The organism is Microbacterium sp. Leaf436 (genome assembly GCF_001424715.1).
Lineage (GTDB): Bacteria > Actinomycetota > Actinomycetes > Actinomycetales > Microbacteriaceae > Microbacterium.
In genome coordinates this window covers 719,131-735,510 of record NZ_LMRB01000002.1, presented here as the reverse complement: position 1 = coordinate 735,510, position 16,380 = coordinate 719,131, and the positions used below count along the sequence as shown (strand labels likewise).

The following is a 16,380-nucleotide window of genomic DNA, read 5'->3' as shown; positions in this document are numbered from 1 at the left end:
GCTCCCCTCACGCGCCGAGCAGCCCCGCCCCCACCGACTCCCCCGCGGCCGGCGCCGGCGGTACGGCCCACAGCCCCGACCCGACGTGACGCACGTACTCGTTCATCGCATCGGTCGACAGGGACCGCTGCAGGGTGACGTAGCGGTCGGGGGCCTTCTGGAACGACAGGAAGAAGAGCCCGGCGTTCAGCCGCCCGAGGTCGGTCGTCCCGTCGACGAAGTTGTACCCGCGGCGCAGGATCTGAATGCCGCCGTTCGTGTCGGGGTGCGCCAGGCGCACGTGGCTGCGCGGGTCGATGCGCGGTTGCCCCGCGGCATCCGTCGCCTGGAAGTCGGGCTTCGTGAACTCGTCGCCACCCGAGAGCGGCGCCCCCTGGCCCTTGTCGCGGCCGATCACGCGGTCCTGCTCGGCGAGGCGGGTGCGGTCCCACGTCTCGATGAGCATCGCGATGCGCCGCGCCACGAGGTACGACCCGCCGACCAGCCACGCCGGACCCTCGGATGCCGACACCCAGACGTTGTCGTCGAGGGCGGCGGTGTCGTCGGCGAGCACGTTGGCCGTGCCGTCCTTGAATCCGAAGAGGTTCCGCGGGGTGGCCTGCGCGGCCGTGGTCTTGGACGTGCGGCCGAAGCCCAACTGCGACCACCGGATCGTCGCCCGCCCGAAGGCGATGCGGCTGAGGTTGCGGATCGCGTGCACGGCCACCTGCGGATCGTCGGCGCAGGCCTGGATGCACAGGTCGCCGTCGGACCGCAGCGGGTCGAGGTCGTCGCCGAGGAACGCCGGCAGCCGCTCGAGCCCCGCCGGACGCTGCCCCTCGAGGCCGAAGCGCGCGTCGAACAGGGTCGGGCCGAAGCCGAACGTGATCGTGAGGTTGCTGGCCGGGAGCCCCACCGCCTCGCCCGTGTCGTCGGGCGGTGCCTGCGGCGACCCGCCGACCGCCCCCGTCGCACTGACGTCGAGCCCCTGCATCATGCGGGTGGCCGCGTACGTCCAGTCCGACAGCAGCTCGGCGAGATCGTCGCGGGTGGTGCGGGCCATCATGTCGTACGAGGCGAAGTGCAGGTGGTCCTGCACCGGGGTGGTGATGCCGACCTGGTGGATGCCGGAGGCCGCGGCCGTGGCATCCATCGCCCGCCGCGCCTGATCCTGACCGTACGCGGCACCGCCCGCGAACCCGCCGCCGGCGCCGACGGCGAGGCCGGCCGCACCCGCCCCGATCGCGAGCCCCATCAGGCCGCGTCGGGACAGGCCGGTGGCCTCCGGGGTCGGGTCAGACGGCGTGGTCGGGGTCTGCTCTTCGTCGGTCACGCTCACTCCAGAACGGTCACCGTGAGCTGCGAGAGCGGCTCGGCCAGCGCATTGATGAGATCGGTGAACTGGCGCTTGTCGGCGTCGGTCAGCTGCGAATAGGCGACGAAGCCCGCGTCGGCCGAACCGTGCGCGGCCAGGGCCGCTTCGAGGTCGGCGTACCCGGTGTCGATGCGGGTGACCAGGGTCGTGCCCTTGTCGCCCTTCGATTCGGCGAAGTCCCGCACGAGCGAGAAGGCCATCTTCGAACCCTCGACGTTGGCGGCGAAGTCGTACAGGTCGGTGCCCGACCACCAGTCCTCTTCGCCGCTGATCTTGCCCGTGGCGACCTCGTCGAGCAGCGCGATCGCCCCGTTCGAGATGCCCGCGACGCCCTGCGCGTCCAGCGCCTGCACGAACTCGTCACCGTGCACGTAGTCGTACAGCTCCTGCGTGTCGGCGATGAGCTTGTCGCCGTAGGTGGCGCGCTCGGCCGGGGTGGACGGCGCCCAGTCCTTCCACGCCGGCGTCTCGCCGTCGGCGTTCAGCGCGTCCTGTGCGGGGACCCACAGGTCCTTCTCGATGCGGTGGAAGCCGGTCCAGTCCAGGCCCTCCGCCACGGCGTCGACCTCGCGGTAGTCGATGCGCGGGTCGAGATCGCCCAGGGCCTCGGCGATCGGCTCGATGCGCTCGTAGTAGGCCCGCACGCGCGGGAACTGCGTCTGCGCAGCCGCGTCATCGCCGGACTCGTAGGCGGCGGCGAAGGTCTGCACCGCGGGGAGCAGCTGACCCACCTGGTCCTTCACGAAGGCGGCGTACAGGTCGACGGCCTGCTGCTTCTGCTCGGCATCCGGTCCCGTCACGGCCACGGCGTCGCCGGTGACCGAGAAGCTCGCCCGGCCCACGCCGTCGCCCACCATGCCGGGCTTGCAGAGGGTGAAGTAGTCGCCGGGCTGCGCGACGACGGTGAGGTTGCGCGAGGCGCCGGGGGCAATGTTCTCGACCTCGCCGACGATGCGCAGGCCGTCGGAGGCCAGCAGGTAGAACTCCGTCGTCTGGTCGCCCTTGTTGCTGACGTCGAAGGCGACGGTGCCGCTGGGGGCGGATCCCGCCGACACGGCGCACCCGTCACCGGTCGAGGTGACCGTGAGGGCACCGGAGGCGGCCGCGTCGGTCTTGGCGACGCAGCCCGAGAGGACGAGGACGGCCGCGCCGGCGACGGCCGTGGCCGCGAGGAGGCGAGTCGAGGTCATGATGCTCCATTCGGATGAGGGGTGGATGCCGCGGCATCGGGTGCGCGAGCGGCGTCGAGGGTCTGTGGGGTGGGGCTCACGCTCGCATCCGGGGCCGCGTCGGCAGCGCGGGGCTTCGGTCGCCGGTTCGCGCGCACTCCGCGCACGAACAGCGGCACCACGATCGCGATGTACAGGGCCCAGGCGATGACCTGCAGCCAGGTCATGGCGGGCATGAATCCGACCGTGGCCTGCAGCAGCGCGGCGAGCGCCTCACCGGGGGCGATGGTGTCCGAGACGTCGAACGCCCAGCCGAAGGGGAACCCGCTCCAGCCCGTCGCCACGAGGCCGGTGACGGGATCGAGGGGGGCGGCGCTGCCGAAGGGGCCGGGAAGGGCACCGGCTTCCTGCAGGTCGTGCAGCGCGTAGGCGAGCACCCCGGCGGCGACCACGACGAGGAAGCCGCCGGTCCAGGTGAAGAAGCGACCGAGGTTCAGGCGCAGCATCCCCCGCGCGATCAGCCAGCCCAGCAGAACGGCGGCGATCAGGCCGACGAGCGCGCCGAGAAGGGCAGCGGGCGTGTCGCCGAACGACTGCACCATCGACCACAGCAGCAGGGTCGTCTCGACCCCCTCGCGCGCCACCGAGACGAAGCCGATCGCGACGATCGCCCAGACGCCGCCGCGGAGCGCCCTGTCGACGCCCCCCTCGAGACCGGCCTTGAGCGTGCGGCCGGCCCGCTGCATCCAGAAGATCATCCACGTCACCATCGCCACCGCGAGCAGCGACAGCCCGCCGCCGAGCAGCTCCTGCGCTTCGAACGTGAGCATGTACGCGCCGAAGGTGAACACGGCGCCGACGGCGAGGGCGAGGGCGATCGCCAGCCCCACGCCCATCCAGAGCCGCGGGAGGGCGTCGCGACGCCCGAGGCGCGTGAGGTAGGCCACGAGGATGCCCACGACGAGCGCGGCCTCGAGGCCTTCGCGAAGGCCGATGAGGAAGGTGGCGAAGAAGCTGGCAAGCACGGGCGGGGTTCCGACTCTCGGGTTTCGGGTGGGGCGCCGCGGCACTGCGGGAAGGTAAGGACAGCCTCACCTGACCAGGACACGATACGCATCTCCCTGGCCGGTTCGCACCCCGCCGATCGGCGGGGTTTGCCCCGGGAGTGCGATCGACCCGCCTTCGCGCCCCTTCCGTTCCGCCGTCCACGAAGGCTCCGTCGGTAACCATCGGCAACATTCGCGCGGCACCGCGCGGATCGACCTAGCCTCGTCGCATGTCCGACCTCACTCTCCCCGTGCTCGACCTGTCGCTCCTCGACCAGGGTCCGGATGCCGCCGCCCGCTTCCGAGACGAGCTGCGCGCCGCGACCCACGACGTCGGGTTCTTCTACCTGACCGGCACGGGGGTGAGCCCCGCGCTCGAGGCGAGCCTGCTGGCAGCCGCGAAGGGCTTCTTCGCGCTGCCCGAGGCCGACAAGCTCGCGATCGAGAACGTCACGAGCCCGCACTTCCGCGGATACACGCGGGTCGGCGGCGAGCGCACGCAGGGCCGGGTCGACTGGCGCGAGCAGATCGACATCGGGCCCGAGCGCGAGGCCATCTGGGCCCACACGCCCGGAGGCTCGCCGCGGCGCGCAAGCGACGCGACGAGTGGGCGTGGGGACGACCCCGACGCTCCCGGGTACGACCGGCTGATCGGTCCCAACCTGTGGCCGGCGGCGCAGCCCGAGCTCAAAGAGGTCGTCACTGAGTGGCACGACCACCTCACCGGCGTCGCCCGCAAGCTCCTGCGCGCGTGGGCCCTCGCCCTGGGCGCCGAGGAGCAGTACTTCGACCGCCACTTCGGCGACCCGCAGACGCTCATCAAGATCGTCCGCTACCCGGGCAAGGACGACCCCACCCCCCAGCAGGGTGTCGGCGCGCACAAGGACTCGGGCGTCCTGACGCTGCTCTGGGTCGAGCCCGGCAAGGGCGGCCTGCAGGTCGAGCGCGACGGCGAATGGGTCGACGCCCCTCCGGTGCCGGGCGCTTTCGTGGTGAACATCGGCGAGCTCCTCGAATACGCGACGCAGGGTTACCTCCGCGCGACGAACCACCGCGTGATCTCGCCGCGGTTCCCCGACGAGCGCATCTCGGTGCCCTTCTTCTTCAATCCGGCCCTCGACGCGCGCCTGCCGATCATCGACCTGCCGGCCGATCTCGCGGCCGAGGCCCACGGGGTGGAAGACGACCCCACCAACCCCATCCACGCCACCTACGGCGAGAACGCTCTCAAGTCGCGCCTGCGCGCGCACCCCGACGTGGCCGAGCGGTGGCATCCCGACCTGGTGGCCGCGCGCGCGGCATCCTGAGTCCGCGTCTCTCGAACGCCCGTCGTCGGTCCAGCCGGCGGCGGGCGTTCTTCGTGCGCTGGGTGGGGTCGGGGCGTGCGCGGCGCGGGCGGGCCGCGGCCCCGATAGCCCCGGGCACGGGGCTCGACGAGGTACCCGGTCTCATACGGCCCGACGCCGCGCTCCCTCCGGGCACGCATAAACGCCGTTCCTGCGCATAAACGCTCCGACACCGCGTTTATGCGCAGGAATGGCGTTTATGAGAGCCGGGGCGGGCGGATCGGTCAGCCGAGCCGGGACAGCCCCGGCCGAGGGCCCCGACGATGCATCGGGTCACGTCCTGCCCGACGCCGCGCTCCCTCCGGGCACGCATAAACGCCGTTGCTTCGCATAAACGCTCCGAAACCGCGTTTATGCGCAGGAATGGCGTTTATGTGGAACTGGCGCCGGGGGACGCGGGCATCGGCGCCAGACCCCGGATGCCGGGCCCCCGGCATCCGGGAACAGCGAAGGCCGCCCCACACCGTGGGACGGCCTTCGAGAAAGCGATATACGCGGGGTCGCGCTTAGCGACGGAGACCCAGGCGCTCGATCAGCGAGCGGTAACGCGCGATGTCGATGTCCTGGAGGTAGCCGAGCAGACGGCGGCGCTGACCCACCATCAAGAACAGACCACGACGCGAGTGGTGGTCGTGCTTGTGCTCCTTGAGGTGCTCGGTGAGGTCCTTGATGCGCTGCGTCAGCATCGCGACCTGCACCTCGGGGGATCCGGTGTCACCGGGGTGCGTCGCGTACTGTTCGATGATCGCCTTCTTGGCGTCAGACTCGAGTGGCATAGATGGGATCCCCTTTCTCTCATTGCGCGGCGCCCGACGCCTGATACGTGGGCTCTCTTTATCCGCGGCCGATCAAACGGCAACCGCATGAGTCTACAGCACGGCTCACCCGTTCACACACGCCCGATGCTCGGCGCCTGCGGCGACGCGATGTCGGAGGGCTGGCGTACCCTCAATCCGTGCAGCTCACCGTCTTCGTCAAGCCGGGTTCCCGCCGCGGCCCGCTGGTCGAAGACGGGCCCGACGGCCTGGTGGTGCACGTCCGCGAACGCGCGGTCGACGGGGCCGCGAACGCCGGCGCCGCGCGAGTGCTCGCGGCGCACTTCGACGTCGCCCCGAGCCGCGTCCGCGTCGTACGCGGCCACACCGCGCGCGTCAAACGCTTCGAGGTCGACGAGTGAGCCGTCAGAGCGCCTTCATCGACCTGCGGCCCCTCACCACGTCGCCTGCCTTCGCCCGTCTGTGGATCGGCTCCACCCTGTCGGGGCTCGGCGGGCAGCTGACGGTCGTCGCGGTCATGCTGCACGTGTTCGAGCTGACCCAGAGCACGCTGGCCGTGTCGATGATCGCCGTGGCGGGACTGGTGCCGATGGTCATCGCGGGCCTCTACGGCGGCATGCTCGCCGACGCGTTCGACCGCCGCACGGTCGCCCTGCTCGCCGCCCTCGTCACCTTCGCGTCGACCGGCTTGCTCGCCGCCCTCGCGTGGTCGGGGCTCGAGACGGTCGGCTGGTTGTTCGTCCTGAGCGTCGTGAACTCGGCGGCGAACTCCATCGTCATGGCGACGAAGTCGGCGATCACCCCACGCCTCATCCCCCGCGACCTCCTTCCCGCCGCCGCGGCCCTGCAGGGCGTGACGGTCGGCATCATGGTGATGGCCGGACCCGCGCTCGCCGGTGTGCTCGTCGCCGTCGCGGGGTACGCGTGGACCTACTCGCTCGACGTGCTGCTCATGAGCTCACTGTTCCTCGGGCTGTGGTCGCTCCCCCGGCTCCGTCCCGAGGGCGTCGTGGTGCGCCCGGGCCTCGAGTCACTGCGCGACGGTGCGCGGTTCTTGAAACGCGCGCCCAACATCCGCCTGCAGTACGTGCTCGACATCATCGCCATGACCTTCGGCCAGCCTGTGGCGCTCTTCCCCGCCATCGGAGCGGTGCTGCTGGGCGGCGGTGCGATCACGACCGGGGTGCTGACCGCGGCGGTCGCGGCGGGGGCGTTCCTCTCCAGCCTGTTCTCGGGGCCGATCGGCCGCGTCCGTCGACAGGGGCTCGGCATCGAACGCGCGATCCAGGTCTACGGCCTCGCGATCGGCCTGTTCGGTCTCGTCCTGCTCGCCGCCAGCCTGGGCTGGCTCCGCCCTGACGTCGTCGACGAGACGCACGCCGCGGTCGCGCTGATCGCCCTCGCCGCCGTGGTGCTGGCCGTCTCGGGAGCCGCCGACAACGTCAGCGCGATCTATCGCTCCACCATGATGCAGGCGGCCGTCCCGGATGCCATGCGCGGGCGCCTGCAGGGCATCTTCATCGTCGTGGTCGCCGGCGGCCCGCGCGTGGGAGCCCTGTACGCGGGCACCCTCGCGACGGCCACGGCCCTCTGGGTGCCGCCGCTGTTCGGCGGTATCGTGATCCTCGGCCTCGTCGGCACACTGGTGCGCTTCACACCCCGGTTCCGCGCGTACGACGCGCTGAACCCGCAGCCCTGACCCCGCGCGCGACGACGGCCGCATCGCGCGCACCCCGCTCCGCGGAGGGCACCCGTCCCCGGGTCTTCTAGCCGCAGGGACCCGGGACGCCCCTCGTGTCGCAGCTTCGTGCGAGCACAGCCCCGCACCCGCACTGCCGACAGTCGGCGGATTTCCGCCGTCGCATCCGCTTCGCCCGCGCGATGTCGGCGCCCGGGCCTAGGGTCGGGATCGTGGCATCCGGTTCCTCTCCCTCCCCCGTCTCCATCGCCGTGCAGTTCGTGCTCACGGGCATCGTGTGGGGCTCGAGCTTCCTCTTCATCGCGATCGCCCTCACCGGAATGACCCCGGCGCAGGTCGCCGGCGGGCGGCTGCTGTTCGGTGCGCTCGCTCTCGCCGCGATCGTCGCGATCCGGCGCGAACGCCTCCCCCGCAGCCGACGGGTGTGGGGTCACCTGTGCGTTCTGGCGGCCACGTTCTGCGTCGTGCCGTTCCTGCTGTTCGCCTGGGCCGAGCAGCACGTCTCGTCGGGACTGGCGAGCATCTTCAACGCGACCACGCCGATCATGACCGCGATCATGGCGTGGGCGGTTTTCCGCGTCGAGAGCCTCAAGCCGGGCCAGCTGCTCGGCATCGCCGTGGGCATCGCCGGGGTCGTCGTGATCATCGCGCCCGGCGCGGTCGCCGACGTGGGCGACAGCACGGTCGCGCAGATCGCGCTGCTGGGCGCCACCGCCTGCTACGGCTTCAGCCTCGCGTACATGCGTCGGTTCCTCGGCGACACCGGACTGTCGGGCATCGCCTTCGCCTTCGGTTACATCGGCCCGGCGGCGGCGTTCATGGTGCTGCTGTCGCCCGTGATCCTCGCCGAGCCGATGGACCTGACGACCCCGGTGGTGCTCAGCATCGTCGCCCTGGGGGTACTCGGCACCGGCATCGCCTACGTCTGGAACCAGAACACCCTGCGCGCCTGGGGGCCCACCCGGGCCTCGACCGTCACGTACATCACCCCCGTGGTCGGGGTGGCTCTCGGCATCCTCGTGCTCGGGGAGCGCATCTCGTGGAACGAACCCGTGGGGGCGGCCGTGGTGTTCGTCGGCATCCTGCTCGTGCAGCAGAGGCTGCGCCTGCGGCGTCGCGTCACCGCGGGGTGACGCACCGCGGGCGGCTTCCGCGCACGACGGAGAGACCACAACGACCCCGGATGCCGAGCACCCGGGGTCGCCCGAGAAACGCGGAAGGCCCCGGATGCCGAGCACCCGGGGCCTTCGCGGAGATCACGCCTGGAGCGCGAGCTGCAGGTCGAGCTCGATGGTGACGTCCTTGCCGACCAGCACGCCGCCGGTCTCGAGGGCGGCGTTCCAGGTGAGGTCGAAGTCTTCGCGGTTGATGACCGTCTTGGCGGTCGCGCCGGCCTTGTAGTTGCCCCACGGGTCGGTGCCGAAGCCGCCGAAGTCGAGCGAGAAGGTGGCGGGCTTGGTGATGCCGCGGATGGTGAGGTCGCCGTCGACGAGGAAGTCGCCCTTTTCGACGCGCACACCGGTGGAGCGGAAGTCCATCGTCGGGTAGGTCTCGATGTCGAAGAACTCGGCGGAGCGCAGGTGCTGGTCGCGGCCCTCGTCCTTGGTGTCGACGGAGGTCACGTCGACGGAGGCCTCGACGGTGGCCTCGAGCGGGTTCTCGGGGGCGACGATGGTGGCGCTCTTCACACCGAACGTGCCGCGCACCTTCGAGATCATCATGTGGCGCACCGAGAAGGTGACCTCGCTGTGCGACGGGTCGAGGACCCAGGTGCCGGTCTTGTAGCCGGGGATGTCGAGGGCGGTGGTGTCAGTCATGTCACTCCTAGAGGTCTGGGGAGCCGCTTCGGCGTCCTGCCGGGATCCAACTCCCATTCACACGAATGTATTCCACGATCGAGGAAAATAACGAACCCGAGGGAGCCGCAGCCCCCTCGGGTTCGTGAACGTTCCGTGAAGAACGGCTGGTCAGCCGACCTTGAGCAGGTCGATGATGAAGATGAGGGTCTTGCCACCCAGGAAGTGGCCGCCGGCGGGACCGTAGGCCAGGTGCGGCGGGATCACGAGCTCGCGGCGACCGCCGACCTTCATGCCCGGGATGCCGTCCTGCCAGCCCTGGATGAGGCCACGGAGGGGGAACTGGATGCTCTCGCCCCGGCCCCACGAGGAGTCGAACTCTTCGCCCGACTCGTACTCCACACCGGCGTAGTGCACGGTGACGGTGTCGCCGGGCTTCGCCTCGGCGCCGTCGCCGACGGCGATGTCGCGGATGACGAGGTCGGAGGGGGCGGGGCCGCTGGGAGCGTCGAACTCCGGCTTGGTGCGATCAGTCATGCCTCCATCCAAGCACGGCCCGGCGGTCGATGACGGCCCCTGGACAAAGACTCAGCGCCCGGTGCCGCGGCGATGCCTGCGTGTCTACCGGGCGCTGAGTTGGCCTACATCGATGGTGCTCCCGCCTCGCCGCGCTGTCAAGACCTCACGGCGCGAGCAGCGCCGCCCGCGCGTCGGTGGTGCGCTCGAGCAGGTACCGCTCGGTGGCGACAGCCTGCGGATCGCGCCCCGACAGGGCGCGCTGGCGCGCGGCGGCGAGTGCCGTGGCATCCGCGATGAAGGCCTTCATCACCGCCGTGCGGTCACCGGGCAACGTGCGCGCCCACGCGAGGGCCGAACGGCGCCCGGGGCGGGTGGCGAGCATGTCGACCTCTTGCGGCGTGAACCAGCCCGCGACGGCGTACTCGCCCAGCCGTGCGCGGGTGAGACGCGTCTCTTCGCGCCGCAGGGCCAGGATGCCGGCGATGAACGCCAGGAACAGCGGCACCTGCAGCGTGGCGTACACCTCGAAGAAATTGGCGAACGTGGCCGAGCCGTTCCACAGCCCGTGCAGAACGATCGCGGCGAGCACGCCGGGGATCCCGTAGGCGAGGGCGCCACCCCCGCGCAGTCCGCGACGCGCGGCGAGGCCGAACGCGAAGCCGGTGAGGCTGGTGAACATGACGTGCGCGAACGGCGACAGCACCGCGCGCAGGAAGAATGTCGTGGCGACCTGGCCCGGGCCGCCCTCGAGATAGCTGATGGCGAAGTACTGCACGTTCTCGGTCAGGGCGAAGCCCGCACCGATCAGCGCGCCGTAGACGATCCCGTCGACCGGGCCGTCGAAGAACCGTCGGGCGAACACGAAGATCAGGAGCACGCCGAGGCCCTTCGCGAGCTCTTCGACGATCGGTGCCTGCACGACCGAGCTGAACTCGGCCGGCAGCCGGCCCACCGCCAGGGTGAGGACCAGGTCGACCCCCAGCGCGAGGGCGACGGCCGCCACCGCGCCCCAGGCCACGGCGAACACGAGCAGTCGTCTCGGTTCGGGCTCCCACCGGTCGATGTAGCGCACCGCGAACCAGACGATGACGAACGGGATCACCGCCAGCACGAGCCCGATGAACGAGGCCGCCGTTCCCAACACGCCCGTGAAGTAGCGGACGAGCAGGGCGAGCACCGGCACCAGGAGTACGGCCACCACCCACAGGGCGATGCCCCCGCGGCGCCGGCGCGGAGGCGCGGCCGAGCCGGCCGCCTGCGGTGCCGGGGAGATGCGGGCGGGCTCGGCGGAACCGGGCTGCGCCAACGGCGAGGGGTAGCTCATGCGCACAGCCTAGGGGCGGCCGGCGACACGGCATCCCGGGCTTGCGACGACTCCCCGCCGGTGCGGCCCGGTAGCGTGGAGGCATGCGATTCGCCCACGTCCGTTCCCCGGAGGGGGCGGAGTCCCCCCGTCTCGTCAGCGTCCACGATGACGAGTTCTCGTTCGTCGACGAGTTCTTCGAGGGCGCCCCCCGCCGGCTCGAACAGCTCATCGTCGGCGGTGACGCCCTGCTCGAGCGCGTGCGCGCGGCGTCCGTCGGTGCACCGCGGCATGCGCTCTCGGGCGTCGCCTTCGCCTCGGCGGTGCTCGCTCCCCCGGCGATCCTCGCGGTCGGCCTGAACTACGCCGCCCACTCGGGCGAGCTGGGGCTGAAGACCGACACCGGGCCCACCGTCTTCGTGCTGTGGCCCAACTCCCTCACCGCCCACGGTGCGACGACGACGTGGCCGCGACAGCTCAGCGAGGCCGTCGACTACGAGGCCGAACTCGGCGTGATCATCGGGCGCCCCGGGCGCGACGTCGCCGAGGCCGACGCCCTCGACCACGTGTGGGGCTACACCGTCGTCAACGACATCACGGCGCGCAACATCCAGTTCTCGGAGGCGCAGTGGTCGCGGTGCAAGTCGTTCGACGGCTTCACCCCGACGGGCCCGTTCGTGGTGACCGCCGACGAGATCCCCGACCCGCAGGACCTGCACATCTGGACCGTCGTCGACGGGCACACGGTGCAGGATGCCAGCACCGGCCAGATGGTGCGCACGGTCGCGACGCTCATCCACAAGCTGTCGGAGTCGGCGACCCTGCTGCCCGGCACGCTCATCTCGACCGGCAGCCCCGGCGGAGCGGGCTACTCGCGCGACCCGCAGATCTTCCTGCGCGACCGCTCGACGGTGACCGTCGGGATCGACGGCATCGGCGAGCTGACCACGCACTGCCGGATCGTCGACTGAGCCACGCCCCGCGCGGCGACGGTGCCGCCGGACCGCCGGTGACGGCTGCCCGGTGACCGACGCCCGGCCCCCGGGCGGGCGACTCGGCGCTCACCCTCGACGCGACGACGGGGCCGCGACCACTCGGTCCCGGCCCCGTCGTTCGTCGTGTCAGCCTTCGACGACGTCCTCGACGGCACGGATGACCGGGATCGCCTCGGTGATCGGGTGCAGGCCCGACAGGCGCGCCGGCGAGAGCTGCTTGATGACCTCGTCGCGCGTCATCAGGCCGGCCTCGACGACCAGGTCGGCGACGTTGCGGTGCGTCAGCAGAGCCGTCTTGGCCAGGGCCGCCGACGCCGCGTAGCCGATGAAGGGCGTCAGCGCCGTCACGACGCCGACCGACGAGCCGACCATGGCTCCCAGGCGCTCGCGGTTCGCGGTGATGCCGTCGACGCAGTTGACCCGCAGGGTCCACATCGCCTGCCGCATCCACGTGATCGACTGGTAGATCGAGTGGGCGATGACGGGCTCGAAGGCGTTGAGCTGCAGCTGCCCGCCCTCGACCGCCATGGTCACCGTCATGTCGGCCCCGACGACCGAGAACGCGACCTGGTTCACGACCTCGGGGATGACGGGGTTGACCTTGCCGGGCATGATGCTCGAGCCGGCCTGGCGCGCCGGAAGGTTGATCTCGCCGAGGCCCGCCTGCGGACCGCTGGAGAGCAGACGCAGATCGTTGCAGATCTTCGACAGTTTGACGGCGTTGCGCTTGAGCGACGACGAGAACGACATGAACGCGCCGGTGTCGCTCGTGGATTCGACCAGGTCGGTCGCGGTCTCGAGATCGAGCCCGGTGATCTGGCGCAGGTGCCGCAGAACAGCGGCCCCGTACCCGGCGTGAGCGGTGATGCCCGTACCGATGGCGGTGGCGCCCATGTTGATCTCGTACAGCAGGTAGGCGTTCTCGGTCAGACGGCTGTAGTCCTCGCCCAACGTCGTGGCGAACCCGTGGAACTCCTGTCCGAGCGTCATGGGCACGGCATCCTGCAGCTGGGTGCGGCCGACCTTGAGGACGTCGTGGAACTCCTCGGACTTCGTCAGGAAAGACTGACGCAGCAACGCGAGCTCTTCGAGCAGGCTCTGCAGGGTGAGCGCCAGCCCGATCTTGATGGCCGTCGGGTAGACGTCGTTGGTGGACTGGCTGCGGTTGGTGTCGTCGATGGGCGAGAGGAAGCCGTAGTCGCCCTTCTCGCGGCCGGCGAGCTCGAGGGCGATGTTGGTGATGACCTCGTTGGCGTTCATGTTGGTCGAGGTGCCGGCCCCGCCCTGGATGACGCCCACGGTGAACTCGTCGTGGAACTCACCGTCGATCACGCGCTGGGCGGCGCGGTCGATGAGGTCGGCCTTCGCCGCGTCGAGCACGCCGATCTCGCGGTTCGCGCGGGCCGAGGCCTGCTTGACCATCGCGAGGGCTCGCACGAGATCGGGGTAGACCGAGATCGGCCGCTTCGCGATGGGGAAGTTCTCGAGCGCGCGCGCGGTGTGGATGCCCCAGTACGCCTCGAAGGGGATCTCGAGGGATCCCAGGGAATCGGTCTCGGTACGGGTGCGCGTCATTGCGTCCAAAGCCATGTGGTGTCCTCGTGGGTTGTCACGGCGAGCAGGGATGCCACGAGCCTAGCCACCGGTCCCGTTGCGGTCGTTCGACACTGCGGCCTGTCGCCCGGCCGACACGCTCCGGCGCGTATACCGAACGCGGCGGCCGTCGCGGCGGCGTCACCGCTTGCGCGAGAACGCCTCGAGTCGCTCTTCGGGGCTCAACGCCGCCATGCGTGCCGTCCACTCGGGCGTGAAGAAGCCCGTGGCCTGTGCGTCGACGACCGGGACCACCGCGTGGGTGATCGTGTCGTCCCACACGTGCACGAGGTGGAACGCGCGCCCGGCGTCCATTCCATTGACCTCGTCGGCGGGGCGGGCGAGGTCCATCGTGTAGCAGGAGGCCGCGGCCACACTCACCGGCACCCCGGCGAAGGTCCCCGACGTCGAATAGTGCAGGTGGCCCGCGAGGATCGCGCGCACGTCGGTGCCCGCGATCGCGTCGGCGAGACCGCGCTGATCGCGTAACTCGAGGATGTCGAAGAACGGGATGTGCGAGGGCAGCGGCGGATGGTGCAGCGCCAGGATCGTGCCCCGCGGCGCCGGCTCGGCCAACTCGGCGCGCAACCACGAGAGCTGGGCGGCGTCGAGGTCGCCGTGGTGCCACCCCGGCACGGTCGAGTCGAGCGCGATGAGCCGGAGTCCCCCGAGGTCGTACACCCCGGTCACGGGCTCCTCGCTCGGCTCGCCGTCGAGCAGCTCGGCGCGCAGCGCGGGCCGTTCATCGTGGTTGCCGGCCACCCAGACGACCGGCGCCCCCAGACGCGCCGCCCACGGTTCGACCTCGGCGCGCAGCGCCCGGTAGGCCTCGGGCTCGCCGAGGTCGGTCAGATCGCCGGTGAAGACCACGGCATCCGGTCGCACCCCGGTCGCCTCGGCGGCCGCGAGCGTGCGGCGCAGGTGCTGCGCCGTGTCGTAGCGATCGCCGAGCAGCCGGTCGCCGCCCAGCAGGTGCGTGTCGCTGAGGTGGAGGATCACGCGCGCGGCGGGCGCATGCTGACCGAACTGCACGGATGCCATGCCCCCAGCCTACGAGGGGCCTCCGACACCGCTCCCCGGGCGCCTCCGCGGGTGAACAGGATCAGTGGTTGAGCAGGATCAGCAGCAGCGCGCCGAGCACGACTGCGGCGCACACGGCGAAGCAGAGGTAGGCGGCGACCAGCGAAAGGCGCTTCTGCCCCTCGCTCAGCGGGTTGCGCGCGGCGGCCTTGTCGACCGCCCTCTCGGCGCGACGCTTCTGCTTGTCGGTGAGCACGGTGATGGCGTCGGTGAACTCCGCCGGCGCCACCAGCGGCGGACGGCCACCGCGCACCAGCAGGCGCAAACCCAGGGCGTAGAACGTCACGACCACCGTCGCCCCGAGCAGGGCGGCGACGAAGACGTGCAGGAAGGCTTCCCAGTCGATGCTCACGCGCGGTCCTTCCTCGCGTCGTCGTGGCGGCGCTGGCCGCGCGTGGGCTCGGGCTTGCGCGGCACCTTCACGGCGGCGCCGGAGTCGGCGACCTCGCTCATCGCGTTGGCCGAGGTCACCGAGTCGCGCCGGGAGCGCAGGAACAGACCGAGAACGATGACGACCGCGATCACGGCATCCACCGCCACGCCCCATCCGCCGAGCCAGACCACGATCAGGGCCGCGGCGGCGCCCACGGCGCCGGCGGCGGGAAGCGTGAGCACCCAGCCGATCATGATGCGGCCCACGGTGTTCCACCGCACGGTCGAGCCGCGGCGGCCCAGGCCCGAACCGATGACGGATCCCGAGGCCACCTGCGTCGTCGACAGCGCGAAGCCGAGGGCGCTGGATGCCAGGATCGTGGCCGCCGTGGAGGTCTCGGCCGAGAAGCCCTGCGCGGGCTTGACGTCGGTGAGCCCCTTGCCGAGCGTGCGGATGATGCGCCAGCCGCCCATGTAGGTGCCGAGCGCGATCGTGATCGCGCAGGCGAAGACGACCCACAGCTGCGGGTCGGGGTTCGCCGACGACTGCCACCCGACGGTGATGAGGGCGAGGGTGATGACGCCCATCGTCTTCTGCGCGTCGTTGGTGCCGTGTGCCAGAGCCACGAGCGACGAGGTGAAGATCTGGCCCCAGCGGAAGCCGTCGCGCCCGTCGGCCTTCATGTCGTACCGGCGCGTGATGCCGTAGGCGATCTTGGTGACGGTGAAGGCGATAATGCCGGCCGTCAGAGGGGCGATCAACGCCGGCAGGATCACCTTGCTCAGCACCACGCCCGTGTCGATCGCCGAGGCGCCGACGCCCACGAGCGTCGCGCCGATCAGGCCGCCGAACAGCGCGTGCGAGGAGCTCGAGGGGAGCCCCAGCAGCCACGTCAGCATGTTCCAGGTGATCGCGCCGATCAGACCGGCGAAGATGATGGGCGGGAAGATGTCGGGACTCAACTGGTCTTCGCGGATCATGCCGCCCGAGATCGTCTTGGCGACCTCGGTCGACAAGAACGCGCCCACCAGGTTGAGCGAGGCCGCCAGCAGGACGGCGACCTTCGGCTTCAGTGCACCGGTGGCGATGGGGGTGGCCATCGCGTTGGCGGTGTCGTGGAATCCGTTGGTGAAATCGAAGAACAGTGCCAGCGCGATGACCAGCACGATGATGAGGGCTGCGCTCTCCACCGTTCGCTTTCCGTGAGAAGGAAGAAGGGATGCCGACGGGATCGGCGCGACGAACGAAGAGTTCACCTGGAGTTCGACACCCGTTCACCGGGGTCGCGTCCACATCCTGTCATCGGGGACCCCGGGGGTCAAACGCGCGCG

16 protein-coding genes are annotated in these 16,380 nt (G+C 70.8%); 5 read left to right on the top strand and 11 right to left on the bottom strand.

Annotated features, from left to right (window positions below; translation table 11 throughout):
• Window positions 1–7: 7 nt before the first annotated feature.
• Genes efeB through efeU form a run of 3 tightly spaced genes read right to left on the bottom strand, consistent with a single transcriptional unit; the run spans window position 8 to window position 3,548 of the window.
• Window positions 8–1,312 carry an iron uptake transporter deferrochelatase/peroxidase subunit gene (gene efeB, locus ASG45_RS07675; RefSeq protein ID WP_055835053.1) on the bottom strand — a complete coding sequence of 435 codons (1,305 nt, stop codon included), beginning with the start codon at window positions 1,310–1,312 and terminating at the stop codon, window positions 8–10.
• Window positions 1,313–1,314: 2 nt separating this feature from the next.
• Window positions 1,315–2,544 (bottom strand): iron uptake system protein EfeO, encoded by a 1,230-nt coding sequence (efeO, locus tag ASG45_RS07670; RefSeq protein ID WP_055835050.1) that lies wholly within the window; start codon window positions 2,542–2,544, stop codon window positions 1,315–1,317.
• Complete coding sequence (efeU, locus tag ASG45_RS07665; protein WP_055835046.1) at window positions 2,541–3,548, bottom strand: iron uptake transporter permease EfeU; 1,008 nt, start codon at window positions 3,546–3,548, stop codon at window positions 2,541–2,543. The genes efeO and efeU overlap by 4 nt, the downstream gene beginning before the upstream one ends.
• A gap of 251 nt (window positions 3,549–3,799) precedes the next feature.
• Between efeU and ASG45_RS07660 the strand changes: the two genes are divergently transcribed.
• Window positions 3,800–4,876: an isopenicillin N synthase family dioxygenase gene (locus ASG45_RS07660; RefSeq protein WP_055835043.1), complete on the top strand. Its 1,077-nt coding sequence runs from the start codon at window positions 3,800–3,802 to the stop codon at window positions 4,874–4,876.
• Window positions 4,877–5,421: 545 nt separating this feature from the next.
• On the opposite strand, the gene rpsO is transcribed toward ASG45_RS07660, so the two are convergent.
• On the bottom strand, window positions 5,422–5,691 hold the full coding sequence (gene rpsO, locus ASG45_RS07655; RefSeq protein ID WP_055835040.1) for a 30S ribosomal protein S15: 270 nt from the start codon (window positions 5,689–5,691) through the stop codon (window positions 5,422–5,424).
• A 179-nt stretch (window positions 5,692–5,870) separates the two neighbouring features.
• On the opposite strand from rpsO, the gene ASG45_RS07650 reads away from it, so the two are divergent.
• The 3 genes from ASG45_RS07650 (at window position 5,871) to ASG45_RS07640 (ending at window position 8,523) form a co-directional block, all read left to right on the top strand.
• Window positions 5,871–6,092, top strand: coding sequence for a DUF167 domain-containing protein (locus tag ASG45_RS07650; RefSeq protein WP_055835037.1), 222 nt, complete (start codon window positions 5,871–5,873; stop codon window positions 6,090–6,092).
• The gene (locus ASG45_RS07645) at window positions 6,089–7,390 is read left to right on the top strand and encodes an MFS transporter (protein ID WP_055835034.1); all 1,302 of its coding nucleotides are present in this window, start codon (window positions 6,089–6,091) and stop codon (window positions 7,388–7,390) included. The genes ASG45_RS07650 and ASG45_RS07645 overlap by 4 nt, the downstream gene beginning before the upstream one ends.
• 212 nt (window positions 7,391–7,602) lie before the next feature.
• Window positions 7,603–8,523, top strand: coding sequence for a DMT family transporter (locus ASG45_RS07640; RefSeq protein WP_082509310.1), 921 nt, complete (start codon window positions 7,603–7,605; stop codon window positions 8,521–8,523).
• A gap of 123 nt (window positions 8,524–8,646) precedes the next feature.
• Here ASG45_RS07640 and ASG45_RS07635 read toward each other — a convergent pair whose 3' ends face one another.
• The 3 genes from ASG45_RS07635 to ASG45_RS07625 all read right to left on the bottom strand — a co-directional run bounded on the left by ASG45_RS07635 (window position 8,647) and on the right by ASG45_RS07625 (window position 11,029).
• On the bottom strand, window positions 8,647–9,207 hold the full coding sequence (locus tag ASG45_RS07635) for a YceI family protein (RefSeq protein ID WP_055835027.1): 561 nt from the start codon (window positions 9,205–9,207) through the stop codon (window positions 8,647–8,649).
• Between the two features lie 150 nt (window positions 9,208–9,357).
• Complete coding sequence (locus tag ASG45_RS07630) at window positions 9,358–9,723, bottom strand: FKBP-type peptidyl-prolyl cis-trans isomerase (RefSeq protein ID WP_055835024.1); 366 nt, start codon at window positions 9,721–9,723, stop codon at window positions 9,358–9,360.
• A 145-nt stretch (window positions 9,724–9,868) separates the two neighbouring features.
• Entirely contained in the window at window positions 9,869–11,029 is a 1,161-nt protein-coding gene (locus ASG45_RS07625; RefSeq protein ID WP_055835021.1) for a PrsW family intramembrane metalloprotease, read from the bottom strand.
• Between the two features lie 83 nt (window positions 11,030–11,112).
• On the opposite strand from ASG45_RS07625, the gene ASG45_RS07620 reads away from it, so the two are divergent.
• The gene (locus tag ASG45_RS07620) at window positions 11,113–11,979 is read left to right on the top strand and encodes a fumarylacetoacetate hydrolase family protein (protein WP_055835018.1); all 867 of its coding nucleotides are present in this window, start codon (window positions 11,113–11,115) and stop codon (window positions 11,977–11,979) included.
• Between the two features lie 150 nt (window positions 11,980–12,129).
• Here the strand turns inward: ASG45_RS07620 and ASG45_RS07615 are convergent, their stop codons facing one another.
• The 4 genes from ASG45_RS07615 to ASG45_RS07600 all read right to left on the bottom strand — a co-directional run bounded on the left by ASG45_RS07615 (window position 12,130) and on the right by ASG45_RS07600 (window position 16,239).
• Window positions 12,130–13,593, bottom strand: coding sequence for an aspartate ammonia-lyase (locus tag ASG45_RS07615; protein WP_055835015.1), 1,464 nt, complete (start codon window positions 13,591–13,593; stop codon window positions 12,130–12,132).
• A gap of 144 nt (window positions 13,594–13,737) precedes the next feature.
• Window positions 13,738–14,637 carry a phosphodiesterase gene (locus ASG45_RS07610; RefSeq protein ID WP_055835012.1) on the bottom strand — a complete coding sequence of 300 codons (900 nt, stop codon included), beginning with the start codon at window positions 14,635–14,637 and terminating at the stop codon, window positions 13,738–13,740.
• A 61-nt stretch (window positions 14,638–14,698) separates the two neighbouring features.
• Entirely contained in the window at window positions 14,699–15,028 is a 330-nt protein-coding gene (locus tag ASG45_RS07605) for a hypothetical protein (RefSeq protein ID WP_055835008.1), read from the bottom strand.
• Window positions 15,025–16,239: an inorganic phosphate transporter gene (locus tag ASG45_RS07600; RefSeq protein ID WP_055835004.1), complete on the bottom strand. Its 1,215-nt coding sequence runs from the start codon at window positions 16,237–16,239 to the stop codon at window positions 15,025–15,027. The genes ASG45_RS07605 and ASG45_RS07600 overlap by 4 nt, the downstream gene beginning before the upstream one ends.
• Window positions 16,240–16,380 lie beyond the last annotated feature (141 nt).

Coding starts and splice junctions, on each gene's coding strand:
- ASG45_RS07625 (WP_055835021.1), bottom strand. CDS start 11,029: ATGAGCTACCCCTCGCCGTTGGCGCAGCCCGGTTCCGCCGAGCCCGCC.
- rpsO (WP_055835040.1), bottom strand. CDS start 5,691: ATGCCACTCGAGTCTGACGCCAAGAAGGCGATCATCGAACAGTACGCG.
- ASG45_RS07635 (WP_055835027.1), bottom strand. CDS start 9,207: ATGACTGACACCACCGCCCTCGACATCCCCGGCTACAAGACCGGCACC.
- efeO (WP_055835050.1), bottom strand. CDS start 2,544: ATGACCTCGACTCGCCTCCTCGCGGCCACGGCCGTCGCCGGCGCGGCC.
- ASG45_RS07610 (WP_055835012.1), bottom strand. CDS start 14,637: ATGGCATCCGTGCAGTTCGGTCAGCATGCGCCCGCCGCGCGCGTGATC.
- ASG45_RS07620 (WP_055835018.1), top strand. CDS start 11,113: ATGCGATTCGCCCACGTCCGTTCCCCGGAGGGGGCGGAGTCCCCCCGT.
- ASG45_RS07630 (WP_055835024.1), bottom strand. CDS start 9,723: ATGACTGATCGCACCAAGCCGGAGTTCGACGCTCCCAGCGGCCCCGCC.
- ASG45_RS07615 (WP_055835015.1), bottom strand. CDS start 13,593: ATGGCTTTGGACGCAATGACGCGCACCCGTACCGAGACCGATTCCCTG.
- ASG45_RS07660 (WP_055835043.1), top strand. CDS start 3,800: ATGTCCGACCTCACTCTCCCCGTGCTCGACCTGTCGCTCCTCGACCAG.